Genomic DNA, 16,922 nt, shown 5'->3' with positions numbered 1-16,922 from the left:
CATCCATGACCGACTCCACGCCCACCCCGATCACCTCCACCCGGCACACCGTCGTGGTGCCGAACAGCATCGACATGGTCACGCTCTTCGGTCCTGGCGACGAGCACCTCGGCATCATCGAGAAGCGCTTCGGCGTCGAGGTGCACGTCCGCGGCAACCGCGTCACCCTCAGCGGTGACCCCCACGAGCTCCAGCTCGCCGAGCGCCTCGTCGAGGAGCTCGTCGCCATCCTGCGCACCGGCCAGGGGATCACCCCCGAGGTCGTCGAGCGCGTCGAGGCGATGCTGCGCGCCGAGACGGCCACCTCGGAGCGCCCGGCCGACGTCCTCTCGCTCAACATCCTGAGCAACCGCGGGCGCTCGATCCGGCCCAAGACGCTCAACCAGAAGCGCTACGTCGAGACCATCGACCAGCACACGATCACCTTCGGCATCGGCCCGGCCGGCACCGGCAAGACCTACCTGGCCATGGCCAAGGCGGTCCAGGCGCTGCAGGCCAAGCAGGTCAACCGGATCATCCTGACCCGTCCGGCGGTCGAGGCCGGCGAGCGCCTGGGCTACCTGCCCGGCACGCTCAGCGAGAAGATCGACCCCTACCTGCGCCCGCTCTACGACGCGCTGCACGACATGCTCGACCCCGAGTCGGTGCCCAAGCTGCTGGCCGCCGGGACGATCGAGGTGGCGCCGCTGGCCTACATGCGCGGCCGCTCGCTCAACGACTCGTTCATCATCCTCGACGAGGCCCAGAACACCACGCCCGAGCAGATGAAGATGTTCCTGACCCGGCTCGGGTTCGGCTCCAAGATCGTGGTCACCGGCGACGTCACCCAGGTCGACCTGCCCTCGGGCACGAGCTCGGGCCTGCGCATCGTCGAGGGCATCCTCGACGGCGTCGAGGACCTCGCGTTCGTGCGGCTCACCAGCCACGACGTCGTCCGGCACAAGCTGGTCGCGCGCATCGTCGCGGCCTACGACGAGTTCGACGCCCAGAAGGAAGCCAAGCGCGAGCTCCGCCAGGACCGCCGGCTCGACAGCAAGAAGGACGACCCCGCGTGAGCATCGAGATCCTCGACGAGTCCGGCAGCGGACTCGACGTCCAGCACTTCGCGCGGCTCTCGCGGTTCGTGATGGACCAGATGCGCGTCCACCCGCTCGCCGAGCTGTGCATCAAGGCGGTCGACGAGGACACCATCGCCGAGCTCAACGAGAAGTGGATGGACAAGGAGGGCCCGACCGACGTCCTCGCCTTCCCCATGGACGAGCTGCGTCCCGGCCTGGTCAACGAGGAGCCCGAGGAGGGCGTCCTGGGCGACCTGGTCCTCTGCGTCTCCGTGGCCGAGCGCCAGGGGGAGACGGCCGGGCACGGCACGCTCGCCGAGCTGGAGCTGCTCACCACCCACGGCATCCTGCACCTGCTCGGCTACGACCACGCCGAGCCCGAGGAGCACAAGGTGATGTTCGGTCTCCAGGACCAGCTGCTGGCGCAGTGGCGGGCCCAGCCGGACGCATGATCGCCGACAGTCTCTGGCCGCTGGGAGCGGCCGCCGTCCTCGTCGTCCTCGCGGGCCTGTTCGCCGCGGCGGACGCCGCCCTCGCCGGGTTCTCGCGCGCCCGGGCCCACGAGATGCTCAGCGAGGGACGCGGTGGCGCCCAGCGGCTGCTCGCCGTCCTCGACGACGCGCCCCGGCACCTCAACACCGCGCTGCTGCTCCAGCTGCTGAGCGAGATCGCGGCCATCGTCGTGGTCACCCTCTACGTCGACGAGCGCCTCGACGCCTCCTGGTGGGCCCGTGCGGGCGTCGCCCTCGGCGTCATGCTCGTCGTCTCGTTCGTCGTCATCGGCGTCGCCCCCCGCACCGTCGGCAAGCAGCACGCCGAGACGGTCGCGCTCTGGAGCGCCTGGCCGCTGTCGATGCTGACCACCGTGCTCGGCCCGATCCCGCGCCTGCTCATCCTGGTCGGCAATGCGATCACGCCCGGCCGCGGCTTCCGCGAGGGCCCGTTCCAGACCGAGACCGAGCTGCGCGAGCTCGTCGACATGGCCGAGGCCACCGAGCTGATCGAGGCCGACGAGCGCAAGATGATCCACTCGGTCTTCGAGCTCGGCGACACGACCGTGCGCGAGGTGATGGTGCCGCGCGGCGACGTCGTCTACATCGAGGCCCACAAGAACCTGCGCCAGACGATGTCGCTCTTCCTGCGCTCGGGCTACTCCCGGGTGCCGGTGGTCGGCGAGAACCTCGACGACGTGCGCGGCATCGCCTACCTCAAGGACGTCGCCCGCCGTGACTTCGAGGCTCCCGACGTCGAGCTGACCCAGCGCGTCGAGGAGGTCATGCGCCCGGTCCACTGGGTGCCCGAGTCCAAGCCGGTCGACGACCTGCTGCGCGAGATGCAGGCCCGGCGCCGGCACGTCGCCATCGTCGTCGACGAGTACGGCGGCACCGCCGGCCTGATCACCATCGAGGACCTGCTCGAGGAGATCGTCGGCGAGATCACCGACGAGCACGACGAGGCCGAGGTCGAGGTCGAGCAGGTCGGCGATCCCGCCGACGAGTGCGTCCGGGTCTCCTCGCGCTACCCGGTCGACGACCTGGACGAGATCTTCGGCTTCCCCATCGAGGAGGAGGACGTCGACTCCGTCGGCGGCCTGCTCGCCAAGCACCTCGGCCGGGTCCCGATCCCGGGCTCGGTGGTCGAGGCCTACGGGCTGCGCTTCGAGGCCGAGCGCGCGGCGGGACGGCGCAACAAGATCGGCACCGTGCTGATCTCGCGGGTGGCCCCGGCCGCGGCCGAGCTCGCCGACGACTGAGCCGCCAGGGGTCCTCGCGCCGCCCGACCGACGGGAAGTGCAGGCCGACCCCCTGGTCGCGGGCGAGCCCGGCGAAGATCTCCATCGTCACGTCGAGGTCGTCGCCCAGGTAGGGCACGCAGCGCAGCGGCCGGTCCAGCGGCCGGAAGAAGTCGTCCCAGTGGATGAGCACGACCTCGCGCGCCCCCACCGTCTCGACCGTCTCGGCCCAGTACTGCCGGATGTAGTCGGGGCTCTGCACGCCCAGCTGGCCGACCCCGAGGTAGGCCACCTCGGCGCTGCGCCCGGCCAGCGAGCCGGGCCGGAACCCGGCGCTGCCCTGGACCAGCGCGGTCCGGCCGCTGTCGTGCTCGACCAGGATCGACCAGGCCTCGCCGCAGCGGTAGGCGTCCACCTTGACCGGCGGTACGACGGGCGCGGTGATCGTGCCCGGGAAGCGGTCGGGCGGGCAGTGCTCCGACTCCAGCCAGGTCAGCCGGAAGCCGCCGACCGCCACCGGCTCGCCGGGGACCACGACCGTGACCCGGTCGGCGGGCAGGCCGCCGCCGTGACCGACGTGCGCGGTCGACGTCCCTCCGTAGAGGGTGGCGCCGGTCCGCGCGGCGACGGCCGCGGAGTCCATCGCGTGGTCGTAGTGGGTGTGCACCGGCGCCACCGCGTCGAGCCGGTCGATCCGGGCACGGCGCAGCGCCGCGTCGATCCGGGCCGCGTCGGGGCCGATCCGGCCGAGCAGGACGCGCGGCAGCGAGGGACGGGAGAAGAAGCCGTCGGTGAGCACCGACGTCGTCCCGTCGTCGAGCAGCAGCGTCGCCACGCCGAGGAAGGTCACCCCGAGCCCGTCGTCGCTCTGGGGCAGGCCGAACCGGTCGGCGTACCGGCGGATGTCGGGGCGACCCAGGCGCAGGCGCATCCGGGCTAGGCCCCCGGGACGATCCGCAGGTCGCGCTCCGCGCCGTCGCCGAGCGCGGCCAGCGCCTCCTGGTAGGCAGGGGTGTCGTGGGCCGCGACGGCCGCCTCGACGCTCGCGAACTCGATGATGACCACGCGCTCCTGGAGCCCGGCCTCGTAGACCTGCTCGGGCAGGCCGCGGGCCAGGAAGGTGCCGCCGGCCTCGACCAGGGCGGGCAGGGCGAGCGCGGCGTAGGCCGCCAGCTTGTCGGCGTCGTGCACGGCGCGGTAGTTGCTGATCCAGTAGGCAGGCATGGGGTCATCCTGCCGGAGACCCGGTCGGCGATAATCAGCCCATGCCTGATCTGTCCACCGAGGACCAGAAGCTCGTCACCCTCGCCCGCGCCACCCGTGCGCGCATCCAGGCCGCGGAGGGTGCGGCGGTGCGCGACACCGACGGCCGCACGTACGCCGCCGCGACGGTCGACCTGCCGTCGCTGCGCCTCACGGCGGTCCAGGCCGTCGTGGCGATGGCGGTGGCGTCCGGGGCCTCGGGGGTCGACGCGTGCGTGGTGCTGGGTGACGGCGCGAGCCTCGCCGAGGCCGACGGCGCGGTGCTCGGGGAGTTCGCGGGCGCGGCGGGCGTCGTCGTCCACGTGGGCGACCCGCGCGGCACGATCGGAGACACCCTCACCCGCCCATGACAGATGTCATGGCCGGGTCGTGACGCCTGCCCGAGGTCCCGCGGCGCCCGCGCCGTGAGGCTGGGGGCATGACGAACACGACTGCGCCGGCCGTCCGGCTGGCGGGAGTGACCAAGGAGTTCGGCGACGTCCGGGCCGTGCGGGGGATCGACCTCGCGCTGCGGCCCGGCGAGATCGTGGCCTTCCTCGGTCCCAACGGAGCGGGCAAGACCACGACCATCGACATGGTGCTGGGGCTCACGAAGCCGACCGGCGGCACGGTCGAGGTCCTCGGGATGGAGCCGCGCAAGGCGATCGCGCGCGGCCTGGTCTCGGCGGTGATGCAGACCGGCGGGCTGCTCAAGGACCTCACGGTCCGCGAGACGGTGGCCTACACGGCGAGCCTGTTCGCCGACACCCGGCCGGTCGACGAGGTGCTGGAGCGCGCGGGCATCACCGGGCTGGCCGACCGCAAGGTGGCCAAGTGCTCGGGCGGTGAGCAGCAGCGGCTGCGGTTCGCGATGGCGCTGCTGTCCGATCCCGCGCTGCTGCTGCTCGACGAGCCGACCACCGGCATGGACGTCGAGGGCCGGCGCGCCTTCTGGAGCGCGATCCGCGACGACGCGGGCAGCGGCCGCACGGTGCTCTTCGCGACGCACTACCTCGAGGAGGCCGACCAGTACGCCGACCGGATCGTCCTGATCAGCCAGGGCCAGGTCGTCGCCGACGGCACCGGCCCCCAGATCCGCGCCCTCGCCTCGGGCCGCACGATCCGGGCCTGGCTGCCCGGAGCCGACGTCGAGGCGATCACCGCGCTCGGCGGCGTCGACCACGTCGAGGTGCGCGGGGAGTCGGTGACGATCCACGCCAAGGACAGCGACACCGTCGCGCGCTACCTGCTCACCGAGACGTCCGCCCGGGACCTGGAGATCACGGCCAAGGGCATCGAAGAGGCGTTCCTCAGCCTGACCGGACAAGGAGACCACGCATGAGCACGAGCACCCTCGACCCCGCCACCCGCCGGGTCCCGCCCCTCGGGGGCCTCAACCGCACCGTGCTCGGCATCGAGCTGCGCCGGATGCTGCGCAACCGCCGCACGGTGATCTTCACGCTCCTCCTCCCCGCCGCGCTGATGCTCAGCTTCGGCGGCCAGTCCGGCTGGGACGAGAAGGCCGGCGTCGGCAACGTCGGCGCCTACATCCTCGCCTCCATGGCCATGTACGGCGCCGCCCTCACCGCCGCGGCCGGCGGCTCGATGGTCGCGCTGGAGCGCTCGCTGGGCTGGTCGCGCCAGCTCCGGCTGACGCCGCTGCACCCGGTGGCGTACATCCTGATGAAGGCGTTCGTCGCCCTCGTCATGGGGGCGCTCGCGATCGCCGCGGTCAACGTGGTCGGCATCCTCCAGGGCAAGGCCGAGATGCCCACCAGCACGTGGATCCAGTGCGGCGTGCTCGCGCTCGTCTGCACGCTGACCTTCGCCGCGCTCGGTGTCTTCGTCGGGTACGTCGTCCCGGGCGAGAACGCCATGCAGATCCTCGGCCCCGGCCTGGCGCTGCTGTCGTTCCTGGGTGGCCTGTTCATCCCCCTCAGCCAGTACGCCGAGGCGGTCCGCATGGTCGCCTACTGGACCCCCATGTACGGCGTCGCCGAGGTGGTCCGCGCCCCGCTCACCCACGAGCTGCCCTGGTACGCGGTGGTCAACGCCGTCGGCTGGTGCACGCTGTTCGTGGCCGGCGCGGCCTGGAGAATGTCGAAGGACACCGCACGCGTGTGAGCACTACCGTGGATCCCATGAGCGAGACCGCGCCTGCCGCACCGGGAATGGTCGGCAGGCGCGGTCCGTGGTTCGCCGCGATCTGGCTCTTCTTCCTCATCGACCCGGTGCGGGCGGGCTTCCAGGCCGACGACCGGGTCCGCGGCCTGGCGGGCGTCGCGACCACCGCGGTCTTCGCGGCGGTCTACATGCTGCTGTGGTGGCGGATGCGGGCCCGGGCGCAGGCCCTCGGCGACCCGGTCGGCGAGACACCGGGCGCCGGCGGCACGCTGCTGCTGACCCTGACCGCTCTCGGCGTGCTGATGATGGTGCTGCTGGGGGAGCCGGGCGTCGCGTGCCTGGTCTACGTCGCGGTCGCCGCGGTGATGGTGCTGCCGTTCCGCTGGGCGGCGCCGACGGTGGTCGCGATCGCCGTCACCGCGGTGCTGCTGGGCCTGCTGCCGGGCTGGGAGTTCGAGTTCGGTGTGGCGTTCGGCGTGATGGCCGCCGCGATCGCGGTCTTCGGGATGCGCACGATCATCAGCCGCAACGCCCAGCTCGTCGCCGCCCACGCGCGCAACGCCGAGCTGGCCGTCGACAACGAGCGCTCCCGCTTCGCCCGCGACCTGCACGACATCCTGGGCCACTCGCTGACCGTGATCACGATCAAGGCCGAGCTGGCGCGGCGGCTGATCGACGTCGACCCCGAGCGCACGCGCGCCGAGCTGGCCGACCTCGAGCGGCTCAGCCGCGACGCCCTGGCCGACGTACGGCGGGCGGTCGAGGGCTATCGCGATCTCACCCTGCCCGGCGAGCTGGCCCGGGCGCGCACCGCGCTCGGCGCGGCCGAGATCGAGGCGACCCTGCCCAACAGCGCCGAGGACGTGCCGAGCGAGCTGCGCGAGCTGTTCGCCTGGACCGTGCGCGAAGGAGTGACCAACGTGATCCGCCACTCGGGCGCCCGCCACTGCGAGGTGCTGCTCGGCCCCGGCCGCGCCGAGGTCCGCGACGACGGTGCCGGCCCGAGCGTCCCGTCCCCGCGCGGCTCCGGACTGACCGGCCTGCAGGAGCGGGCCGCCGCCCTCGGTGCGCGGCTCGTCACCACCCGGCTCGACCCGGGCTGGTCGGTGGCGGTGGTGGTCGAGTGAGCACCGCGACCATCCGGCTGCTGCTCGCCGACGACCAGGCGCTGGTGCGCGGCGCGCTGTCGGCCCTGCTGGGCCTGGAGCGCGACCTGGAGGTCGTCGCCGAGGTCGGCACGGGGGAGGAGGCGGTCGCCGTGGCCGCCGAGCTGCGTCCCGACGTCGCGCTGCTCGACGTCGAGATGCCCGGTATCGACGGCATCGCCGCCTGCGCCGAGCTGCGCCGGGTCGCGCCGGAGACGCGCGTGCTCATCGTCACCACGTTCGGGCGGCCGGGCTACCTGCGGCGCGCGCTCCAGGCCGGTGCCTCGGGCTTCGTGGTCAAGGACACGCCCGCGCCCCAGCTCGCGGACGCCGTACGCCGGGTGCACCAGGGCCTGCGCGTCGTCGACCCCGCCCTGGCCACGGACTCGCTGGTCAGCGGTGAGTCGCCGCTGACCGGACGGGAGTCCGACGTGCTGCGCGCGGCCCGCGACGGCGGCTCCGTGGCGGCCATCGCCGCGGCGCTCTTCCTCTCCGAGGGGACGGTGCGCAACCACCTCTCCTCGGCCATCGGCAAGACCGGTGCCAGCAACCGGACCGAGGCCGTTCTCGTCGCGGACGGGAATGGTTGGCTCTAGTCGCTGGTTGCAGCAGGTCAACCATCCCCCGTCGACTGTCTGTGGACAGGAGTAAATTGCAACCCATGGCTAACAGTGCCTGGACGGAGCACGAGCGGGCCGTTCAGCGGCTCGCCGCCTCCTATGCGGCCATCCCCGCTGGTCAGCCCGTGCGGCTCGCGAAGCGCACCACCAACCTCTTCCGGGCCCGGGCGGCGACCGACGCCCCGGGGCTCGACGTCAGTGGCCTCTCCGGGGTCATCGAGGTCGTGCCCGACAGCCCGGACGGCCCGATCGCCGAGGTGCAGGGCATGTGCACCTACGAGGACCTGATCGACGCGACGCTGCCCCACGGCCTGGTCCCGTACGTCGTCCCGCAGCTGCGCACGATCACGCTCGGCGGCGCGGTGACCGGTCTCGGCATCGAGTCCACGAGCTTCCGGCTGGGCTTGCCCCACGAGTCGGTGCTCGAGATGGACGTCTTCACCGGCGCCGGTGAGGTCGTCACGACCCGCCCCGGGGACGACCTCTTCGACGCGTTCCCCAACTCCTACGGCTCGCTGGGCTACTCCACGCGGCTGCGGATCAAGCTCGAGCGGGTGCCGTCGTACGTCGCGCTGCGGCACGTGCGCTTCGACGACCCCGAGCTGCTGGCCAAGACGATCGCCGAGATCACCGCGAGCCAGGACTACGACGGCGAGCCGGTGCACGGCCTCGACGGCGTCTCGTTCGGGCCCGGAGAGCACGTCCTCACGCTCGCCCGCTGGACCGACGAGCCCGGCCCGACCTCCGACTACGCCGGGCAGGACGTCTACTACCGCTCGCTCCGGACGACCGAGCGCGACCGGCTCACGGCGTACGACTACCTGTGGCGCTGGGACACCGACTGGTTCTGGTGCTCGGGTGCCTTCGGCGCCCAGAACCCGCGCCTGCGCAAGGTCTGGCCGCGCAGCCTGCGCCGCTCCGACGTCTACATGAAGCTGCTCAAGCTCGACCGCCGCTTCGACATCGCCGACCGGCTCGACCGCCGCGCCGGGCGCCCCCTGCGCGAGCGCGTGGTCCAGGACGTCGAGGTGCCGATCGACAAGCTGGGGGAGTTCCTCACCTGGTTCGACGACGAGATCGGCATGCGCCCGGTCTGGCTGTGCCCGCTGGTCTCGACCGGCGCGAGCACCGGCGGCCAGTGGCCGGTCTACCCGCTCGAGCCCGGCCGGCTCTACGTCAACATCGGCTTCTGGGGCACCGTGCACGTCGGTCCCGACCGGGTGAACGCCCCGCGCAACCGCGCGATCGAGGCCAAGGTCCACGAGCTCGGTGGGCACAAGTCCCTCTACTCCGAGGCGTTCTACGACAAGCCGACGTTCGACGCCCTCTACAACACGGCGCACCTCGACGAGGTCAAGCGCCGCTACGACCCTGACGAACGACTGACGAATCTCTACGACAAGGCGGTGAAGAGCAGATGACCGTGAAGGGCCGGGGCATCGCCCCCACGATCGAATCCCTGTTCCCAGGCGGGCTCAAGGTCTGGCTCAAGGCCTACGACGGCAGCGAGGCCGGCGCGCTGGACCAGCCCTACGGACTCGAGCTCGTCAACGAGCGTGGCCTCTCCTACATCATGACGGCGCCGGGCGACCTGGGCCTCGGCCGGGCCTACGTCGCCGGTGACCTCAAGCTGCACGGTGTCCACCCGGGCGACCCGTACGACGCCTTCTCGCTGCTCAAGGACAACACCGACTTCGGCATCCCGAAGCCGACCGAGCTGGTCGGCATCATCCGCGAGCTCGGCATCAGCCACCTGATCCCGCCGCCCCCGCCGCCCCAGGAGCACCTCCCCGGCTGGCGGCACCGGCTCGAGGGCCTGCGCGGGCTGAGCAAGTGGAGCCGGCACTCCCAGGAGCGCGACGCCGACGCGATCCACCACCACTACGACGTCTCGAACACCTTCTACGAGCACGTCCTCGGGCCGTCGATGACCTACACCTGCGCGGTCTTCCCGACCGAGGACGCCACCCTCGAGGAGGCCCAGGACCACAAGTACGACCTGATCTGCCGCAAGCTCGGCCTCAAGGAGGGCGACCGGCTGCTCGACCTCGGCTGCGGCTGGGGCGGCATGGTCCGCCACGCGGCCAAGCACTACGGCGTCAAGGCGCTCGGCGTCACGCTCTCCCGCGAGCAGGCCACGTGGGCGCAGGAGGAGATCAAGCGGCAGGGTCTCGACCACCTCGCCGAGGTGCGTCACTCCGACTACCGCGACGTCCCCGAGACCGACTTCGACGCGGTGAGCTCGATCGGCCTGACCGAGCACATCGGCGTCGACAACTACCCGGCGTACTTCGCGTTCATCCACGACCGGCTCAAGCCCGGCGGCCGGGTGCTCAACCACTGCATCACCCGCCACGACAACCAGGGCCGGGCCTCGGCGGGCGCCTTCATCGACCGCTACGTCTTCCCCGACGGCGAGCTGGCCGGCTCCGGCACGATCGCGCGCGCGGCCGAGGACGCCGGTCTCGAGGTGCAGCACCACGAGAACTTCCGCGAGCACTACGCCAAGACCCTCGCCGGCTGGTCCAAGAACCTCGCCGACAACTGGGACGCGTGCGTCGCCGAGACCGACGAGGGCACCGCGCGGGTGTGGGGCCTCTACATGGTCGGCTCGCGGATCGCCTTCGAGCGCAACGAGATCCAGCTGCACCACGTGCTCGCGACCAAGACCGTCGACGGCGTCAGTGGCTACCCGCTGCGCCACGAGTTCTGAGCTCGTCGCTGACCTGATCGCCAGGTCCGGCTGAACGGACGGTGGACAACCCGGGACCAAGGTCCCGGGTTGTCCCGATTTCGCCTCCGGGGGGTCTCCGGGACTGGCAGGCTGTCCCGTTGGGGGCTGGGGTCACGTCGTGACGTCCGGCAAGAGATCGGATGAGGACGGTCAGATGGCGCTGAGGCGTGCGATGACGCATGCGACGAAGTCGGTCGCGTGGATCGGGGTCGCCGTGCTCGGCCTCACGATGGTGCCGGCGGACGCGGCTCCGGCGGAGCCGCTCGCGCGCCGCGGTGCCTGCACGATCGTGGGTACGTCCGGCAACGACGTCCTGGTCGGCACCCCGCGCCGCGACGTGATCTGCGGCTTCGGCGGCAACGACCGGATCGACGGCCGCGGCGGCGACGACGTGATCCGCGGCGGCGACGGCGACGACATCATCAACGGCGGCCCCGGCAACGACCTGATCTGGGGCGGCGCGGGCGACGACGTGATCCGGGGCGGGGACGGCAACGACCGGATCCGCGGCGGCGGCGGCAATGACGTCCTCTACGGCGGACGCGGCAACGACGGCCTGCGCGGCGGCGCCGGCGACGACCGGCTCTACGGCGGTCCCGGCATCGACCGGCTCTGGGGCAAGGCCGGGCACGACGTGCTCTCCGGCGGCCCGGGCCGTGACGGGCTCAGCTGCGGCACCGGCGGCGACAAGGTCGTCGGCGGCAAGGGCGACAACGTCGGCAAGGACTGCGGTCCGCGCAAGCCGGACCCCGAGCCCGAGCCGGGCCCGGGCGACCCGTTCGCGGTCGACGACTCCTTCACCACCGACGAGGACACGGTCCTCGAGCTGCCGGCCACCGGCCCGGGCAGCCCGGTCGCCAACGACACCGACCCCGACGACGACGTCCTGACCGTCACCGCGGTCGGCACGGCCACGGGTGGCACCGTCGTGCTGGCGGGCGGCACCATCCGGTTCACGCCGACCCCCGACCTGTGCGGTCCCACCGCCGGGGGCTTCGCCTACACGGTCTCCGACGGCACCGGGCGCAGCGCCACCGGTCGCGTCGTCGTCGCCATCACCTGCGTGGACGACGACCCGGTCGCCGCCGACGACACCGCCACCGTCGCCGAGGACAGCGCCGCGAGCCCGGTCGACGTCCTGGCCAACGACACCGATGCCGACGACGACGACCTGGTCATCGGCGCGGTCACCCAGCCCGACCACGGCACCGTGGTGCTCGCGAGCGGCGGGACCGGGCTGACCTACGCGCCCGACGCGAACTACTGCAGCTCCGGCGCCGGCGACGACCCGGACACGTTCACCTACGAGCTCACCCCGGGCGGGTCCACCGCGACGGTTCGGATGACCGTGACCTGCGTGGACGACGCCCCCGTCGCGGTCGACGACGCCGTCACGGTCGGCGAGCACGCCCCCTGGACCGACCTGGACGTGCTGGCCAACGACACCGACGTCGACGGCGGCCCCAAGGAGGTCACCGGGGTGACCCTGCCGAGCCACGGCGAGGTCGCCATCGCCCCAGGCGGCACGGGGGTGCGCTACCGCCCGGACCTGACCGCGGTGTGCGTCGAGCCCGCCACGGTGAGCGACACCTTCACCTACGTGGTCAACGGCGGCTCCGTCGCGACGGTCAGCGTCACGATCACCTGCGTGACGGACGCCGCGACCGCGGCCGACGACACCGCCACGGTGACCGAGGACGACCCGGCCACCGCGATCGACGTCCTGGGCAACGACGACGCGCGTGACCAGACGCTGTCGATCGGCTCGGTCACCCAGCCCGACCACGGCACGGTCGTGATCACCGGCGGCGGCACCGGCCTGACCTACGCGCCCGACGCGGACTACTGCAACAGCCAGCCGGGCGGCACCCGCGACTCGTTCACCTACACGCTGACGCCGGGCAACGCGACGGCCACCGTGCGCGTCGCGGTGACCTGCGTCGTGGACCCGCTCGAGGTCAACGACGACACCGCCACGGTGACCGAGGACGACCCGGCCACCGCGGTCGACGTCCTCGCGAACGACGGCGACCCCGAGGGCGGGACGCTGTCGATCACCGCGGTCACCCAGCCGGACCACGGCACGGTCGTCATCACCGGCGGCGGCACCGGCCTGACCTACCGGCCCGACGCGGACTACTGCAACAGCCAGTCCGGCGGTTCGCCCGACACCTTCACCTACACCGTCAACGACGGTCCCACCGCGACGGTGCGGGTCACCGTGACCTGCGTGACGGACGCCGCGACCGCGGCCGACGACACCGCCACGGTGACCGAGGACGACCCGGCCACCGCGATCGACGTCCTGGGCAACGACGACGCGCGTGACCAGACGCTGTCGATCGGCTCGGTCACCCAGCCCGACCACGGCACGGTCGTGATCACCGGCGGCGGCACCGGCCTGACCTACGCGCCTGACGCCGACTACTGCAACAGCCAGCCGGGCGGCACTCGCGACACGTTCACCTACACGCTCGCCCCGAGTGGGGCGACGGCGACGGTGCGCGTCGCGGTGACCTGCGTCGTGGACCCGCTCGTGCTCAACGACGACACCGCCACGGTGACCGAGGACGACCCGGCCACCACGATCCAGGTCCTGGCCAACGACACCGACCCCGAGGGCGGGATCCTGGCGGTCACCGCGGTGACCCAGCCGGACCACGGCACCGTCGTGATCACCGGGGGCGGCACGGCGCTGACCTACCGGCCGGCCGCGAACTACTGCAACAGCCAGCCCGGCGGTTCGCCCGACACCTTCACCTACACCGTCAACGACGGTCCCACCGCGACCGTGCGGGTCACCGTGACCTGCGTGTACGACCCGCCGACCGCGAATGCGGACGCGGCCACGGTCGACGAGGACGCCTCGACCACCGTGCCGGTCACCGCCAACGACATCGCGGGCGACGACCCGGCGGTGGTGCAGTCGGTGACCCAGCCGCTCCACGGGTCCGTCTCGATCGTCCCGGGCGGCCTCGCGGTGAGCTACCTGCCGAACCCGAACTACTGCAACACCCCGAGCGGTCCGACCGACGACTTCACCTACACGCTCGGCGGCGGCTCCACCGCGACCGTGACGATGACGGTCACGTGCGTGAACGACGCGCCCACGGCAGCACCCCAGTCCTTCACCGGTGTCGCCGCCGCGGTCGGCAACACCTCCCTCGTCGTCGCCCCGTCCGGCGGCGGTACGCCGACCACGACCGGCGCGCGCAAGACGGTGGTGGGCAACCTGCTCACCGGCGCGGCCGACGTCGACAGCGGCACGCTCACCGTGCTCGCCGAGACGGTGACCAGCACCGGCGGCGGTACCGCGGTCCTGGAGGCCGACGGCGGCTTCGTCTACCACCCGCCGGCCGGGTGCACGGCGACCACCGACACCTTCACCTACCGGGTGAGCGACGGGTACGCGCCCACGCCGGGTACGGGCAGCGCCGTCGTGACGGTCAGCCTCGCCGGCTGCGTCTGGTACGTCTCCAACGACGCCTCCGGCAACGCGGGCACCTCCGACGCGCCCTTCGACACGCTCGCGCAGGCCGCGACCGCCTCGAAGGCCAACGACACGATCTACGTCTCCGCCGGCACCGGTGACACGACCGGCTACGCCGACGGCATCGTGCTCAAGAACGGCCAGCGGCTCCTGGGCGAGTCCCGCACCCTGGTCATCGGCGGCGTGACGCTCGCCGACGGCGTCCCCGGGGCACGGCCCCGCCTCGCCGCCACCGGTACCGACGTGGTCAGCCTCGCCAGCGGCAACACCGTGGCCGGCCTCGCCCTCGACCCGGCCGGCGTCAGCAGCGGCATCGCCGGCGGGACGGGCGACGCGAGCGGCACCGTCACCGACGTCCGGGTCACCGACACCGGCGCGGCCGGTACGGCGCCCGGCGTCGTGCTCGACGGCACCTCCGGCACGTTCGACCTCACCGACCTCGTCGTGGACAACACCGCCGCGAGCGGTCCCACGAGCGGGTCGATCGGCCTCAAGCTCCGCGCCGCCGGCACGGTCAAGCTCAGCGGCCAGAACCGCCTCCTCGTCACGGGCGCCCCGGCGTTCACCTCCGACAGCACGGCGCTCCAGGGCAGCCAGATCGACCGGGTGCTCGTGACCGGCTCGGCGACGGGCGGCGTGAACCTGCTCAACAGCACCGGTGCGGTCACGCTCGGCAAGATCGAGCTCGAGACCACCGCCGGCTCGACCGCTGCGCTGCGCCTGCAGAACACCGGGGCGATCACCACGACCGACGCGACCAGCACGATCACCGCCACCGGCGGTCCCGCGGTCGAGATCAACGGCGCCCCGGCCTCGCAGCTCGAGCTCGCCACGGTCTCCTCGGCCCACAGCGCGAGCCGCGGCATCTCGATCACCGGGCTCACCAGCGGCAGCTTCAAGGCCAACGGCGGCACCGTGAGCGACCACGCCACCACCGCCTTCTACGTCGACGGCGGCAACGGCACCGTCACCTACGCCGGGGCGATCAACGACGGCGTGGGCGGCTCGGTCGAGGTCCGCGGACGGAGCGGCGGCACGGTCACCGCGTCCGGCACGATCACCGACTCCACCGACATCGGCGGCGGCGTGCTGGTCACCGGCAACACGGGCGGCAACACCGTCCTGAGCGGTGCGGGCTCCACTGTCCGGTCCGGTGCCGCCGACGGCATCGTGCTGTCGTCCAGCTCCGGCCACACCCTCACCCTCAGCGGGGGCGGCCTGCAGGTGGCGAGCACCAGCGGCAAGGGCGTCGACGCGGCCGGCGGTGGCACCCTGAACGTCACCGGGACCGGCAACCGGATCGCCTCCACGACCGGACGCGCGCTCGGCGTGGCGAACACCCAGATCGGCAGCGGCAACCTGGTGCTCGAGAGCGTCAGCAGCAACGGCGCACCCAACGGCATCCGCCTGGTCGCGACCGGTACTGCCGGCTCGCTCCGGGTCACGGGTGCCGGTGGCACCTGCACCCCGGGGAGCACCGCGGGCTGCACCGGCGGTGAGATCGCCAACAGTACCGGCTCCTCCCCGAGCGGCGATGCGCCGGACGGCACGGGTGTCGTGCTCAGCGACACCCAGGCGCCCTCGCTGACCCGGATGTGGATCCACGGAGCGGGCAACTACGCGCTGCGCGGTGACCGCACCCGAGGCCTGACGTTCGCCGAGAGCGTCGTCAACGGCCTCAACGGCGACGCCGACACGGACTCCGCCGTGGTGCTCACCGAGCTCTCCGGCACGGCGTCCATCGCCCGGACCCACCTCAGCGGCGGGTACAGCGACACCCTGCGGGTCACCAACACCACCGGCGACCTGGGCCGGCTCACCGTCGACACGGTCACCTTCGGCCTCAACGGCAACCGGCCGCAGAACGACGCCCTCCAGCTCGACGCCAGCGGCGCCGCCGGTGACTTCCCGGTCACCGTCACCGCCAGCACCTTCCAGGGCGCGGCCGGCGACCAGCTGCAGTACGGCAACGCCGCCACCAAGCGGGGCGACCTCGTCGTGACCGACAACGTGTTCACCAACACCCACCCGGCGATCAGCGCCGGCGGTGGCGGCGTCACGGTCACCGAGGGCGGCACCACGTCGCTCGACGCGACGGTCACCGGCAACCAGCTGACCGGCGCCGTCGGCCCGGGCTTCCTGTTCGCCAAGGCGCCCGGCTCGGGCGTCCAGCGCGGCACCTTCGCCAACAACCGGATCGGCACCGCGGGGGTCGACAGCTCCGGCTCCCTCTCGGCCTCGGGCCTCAAGCTGCAGAACCTCGGCGGCGGCGGGATCGTGTGGGGCGTCACCGGCAACCAGGTCCGCGGCTACAACACCTATGGTGTCGAGGTCGTCGCCGGCGGTGGCGGCGGTGCGCAGTCCGGGGCCGTGCAGACCACGGTCACCGGCAACGTCATCGCCCAGCCCGGTACGGCGTCCGCCACCCTGGGCATCCCCAAGCAGGGTCTGCACTACAACATCGGCACCACAGCCGGGGACACGTTCGAGGCCTGCGCCGACATCCAGAACAACACCCTGACCGGCAGCGGCGCCGACGGGAACCCGGCGACCGGGATGAACGTCGACGTACGGCTGCGCCAGCGCCAGCTCACCACCTTCCGGCTGCCCGGCTACGCGGGCGCGAACAACGGCAACGCGGCTGTCGAGAGCTTCCTGGCGACGCGCAACGTCGCCGGCGCCACCGTGCGCGCCGAGAACAGCGTCGCCTCCGGGGGCGGCGGGTACGTCGGCGCCGGTCTCTCGTGCCCGGCGGTGCCCTGACCATGACCAGCACC

Annotated in this window: 13 protein-coding genes; 12 read left to right on the top strand and 1 reads right to left on the bottom strand. The window is 72.5% G+C overall.

Annotated features, from left to right (window positions below):
- Positions 1 to 5 precede the first annotated feature (5 nt).
- Genes CCO04_RS24705 through CCO04_RS24690 form a run of 4 tightly spaced genes read left to right on the top strand, consistent with a single transcriptional unit; the run spans position 6 to position 3,730 of the window.
- Entirely contained in the window at positions 6 to 1,055 is a 1,050-nt protein-coding gene (locus CCO04_RS24705) for a PhoH family protein (protein WP_215816844.1), read from the top strand.
- Positions 1,052 to 1,510 carry an rRNA maturation RNase YbeY gene (gene ybeY, locus CCO04_RS24700; protein WP_215816843.1) on the top strand — a complete coding sequence of 153 codons (459 nt, stop codon included), beginning with the start codon at positions 1,052 to 1,054 and terminating at the stop codon, positions 1,508 to 1,510. The genes CCO04_RS24705 and ybeY overlap by 4 nt, the downstream gene beginning before the upstream one ends.
- On the top strand, positions 1,507 to 2,811 hold the full coding sequence (locus tag CCO04_RS24695; protein WP_215816842.1) for a hemolysin family protein: 1,305 nt from the start codon (positions 1,507 to 1,509) through the stop codon (positions 2,809 to 2,811). The genes ybeY and CCO04_RS24695 overlap by 4 nt, the downstream gene beginning before the upstream one ends.
- 37 nt (positions 2,812 to 2,848) lie before the next feature.
- Positions 2,849 to 3,730 (top strand): hypothetical protein, encoded by an 882-nt coding sequence (locus CCO04_RS24690; protein ID WP_215816841.1) that lies wholly within the window; start codon positions 2,849 to 2,851, stop codon positions 3,728 to 3,730.
- On the opposite strand, the gene CCO04_RS24685 is transcribed toward CCO04_RS24690, so the two are convergent.
- Positions 3,727 to 4,014 carry a DUF1330 domain-containing protein gene (locus tag CCO04_RS24685; RefSeq protein ID WP_215816840.1) on the bottom strand — a complete coding sequence of 96 codons (288 nt, stop codon included), beginning with the start codon at positions 4,012 to 4,014 and terminating at the stop codon, positions 3,727 to 3,729. The genes CCO04_RS24690 and CCO04_RS24685 overlap by 4 nt on opposite strands.
- Before the next feature lie 41 nt (positions 4,015 to 4,055).
- On the opposite strand from CCO04_RS24685, the gene CCO04_RS24680 reads away from it, so the two are divergent.
- The 8 genes from CCO04_RS24680 to CCO04_RS24645 all read left to right on the top strand — a co-directional run bounded on the left by CCO04_RS24680 (position 4,056) and on the right by CCO04_RS24645 (position 16,908).
- On the top strand, positions 4,056 to 4,403 hold the full coding sequence (locus CCO04_RS24680) for a cytidine deaminase (protein ID WP_215816839.1): 348 nt from the start codon (positions 4,056 to 4,058) through the stop codon (positions 4,401 to 4,403).
- 68 nt (positions 4,404 to 4,471) lie between these two features.
- A complete protein-coding gene (locus CCO04_RS24675; RefSeq protein WP_215816838.1) occupies positions 4,472 to 5,374 on the top strand; it encodes an ABC transporter ATP-binding protein in 903 nt (300 codons plus the stop codon).
- Complete coding sequence (locus CCO04_RS24670) at positions 5,371 to 6,156, top strand: ABC transporter permease (protein WP_215816837.1); 786 nt, start codon at positions 5,371 to 5,373, stop codon at positions 6,154 to 6,156. The genes CCO04_RS24675 and CCO04_RS24670 overlap by 4 nt, the downstream gene beginning before the upstream one ends.
- 17 nt (positions 6,157 to 6,173) lie before the next feature.
- The gene (locus CCO04_RS24665) at positions 6,174 to 7,283 is read left to right on the top strand and encodes a sensor histidine kinase (protein WP_215816836.1); all 1,110 of its coding nucleotides are present in this window, start codon (positions 6,174 to 6,176) and stop codon (positions 7,281 to 7,283) included.
- Positions 7,280 to 7,897 (top strand): response regulator transcription factor, encoded by a 618-nt coding sequence (locus tag CCO04_RS24660; RefSeq protein ID WP_215816835.1) that lies wholly within the window; start codon positions 7,280 to 7,282, stop codon positions 7,895 to 7,897. Before CCO04_RS24665 ends, CCO04_RS24660 begins: the two co-directional genes overlap by 4 nt.
- 65 nt (positions 7,898 to 7,962) lie before the next feature.
- Positions 7,963 to 9,342 carry an FAD-binding oxidoreductase gene (locus tag CCO04_RS24655; RefSeq protein WP_215816834.1) on the top strand — a complete coding sequence of 460 codons (1,380 nt, stop codon included), beginning with the start codon at positions 7,963 to 7,965 and terminating at the stop codon, positions 9,340 to 9,342.
- The gene (locus CCO04_RS24650; RefSeq protein WP_215816833.1) at positions 9,339 to 10,634 is read left to right on the top strand and encodes a class I SAM-dependent methyltransferase; all 1,296 of its coding nucleotides are present in this window, start codon (positions 9,339 to 9,341) and stop codon (positions 10,632 to 10,634) included. Before CCO04_RS24655 ends, CCO04_RS24650 begins: the two co-directional genes overlap by 4 nt.
- A gap of 193 nt (positions 10,635 to 10,827) precedes the next feature.
- Positions 10,828 to 16,908, top strand: coding sequence for an Ig-like domain-containing protein (locus tag CCO04_RS24645; protein WP_215816832.1), 6,081 nt, complete (start codon positions 10,828 to 10,830; stop codon positions 16,906 to 16,908).
- Positions 16,909 to 16,922 lie beyond the last annotated feature (14 nt).

The organism is Pimelobacter sp. 30-1, assembly GCF_018831735.1.
Lineage (GTDB): Bacteria > Actinomycetota > Actinomycetes > Propionibacteriales > Nocardioidaceae > Nocardioides.
This window is presented reverse-complemented; position numbering and strand designations above follow the sequence as displayed.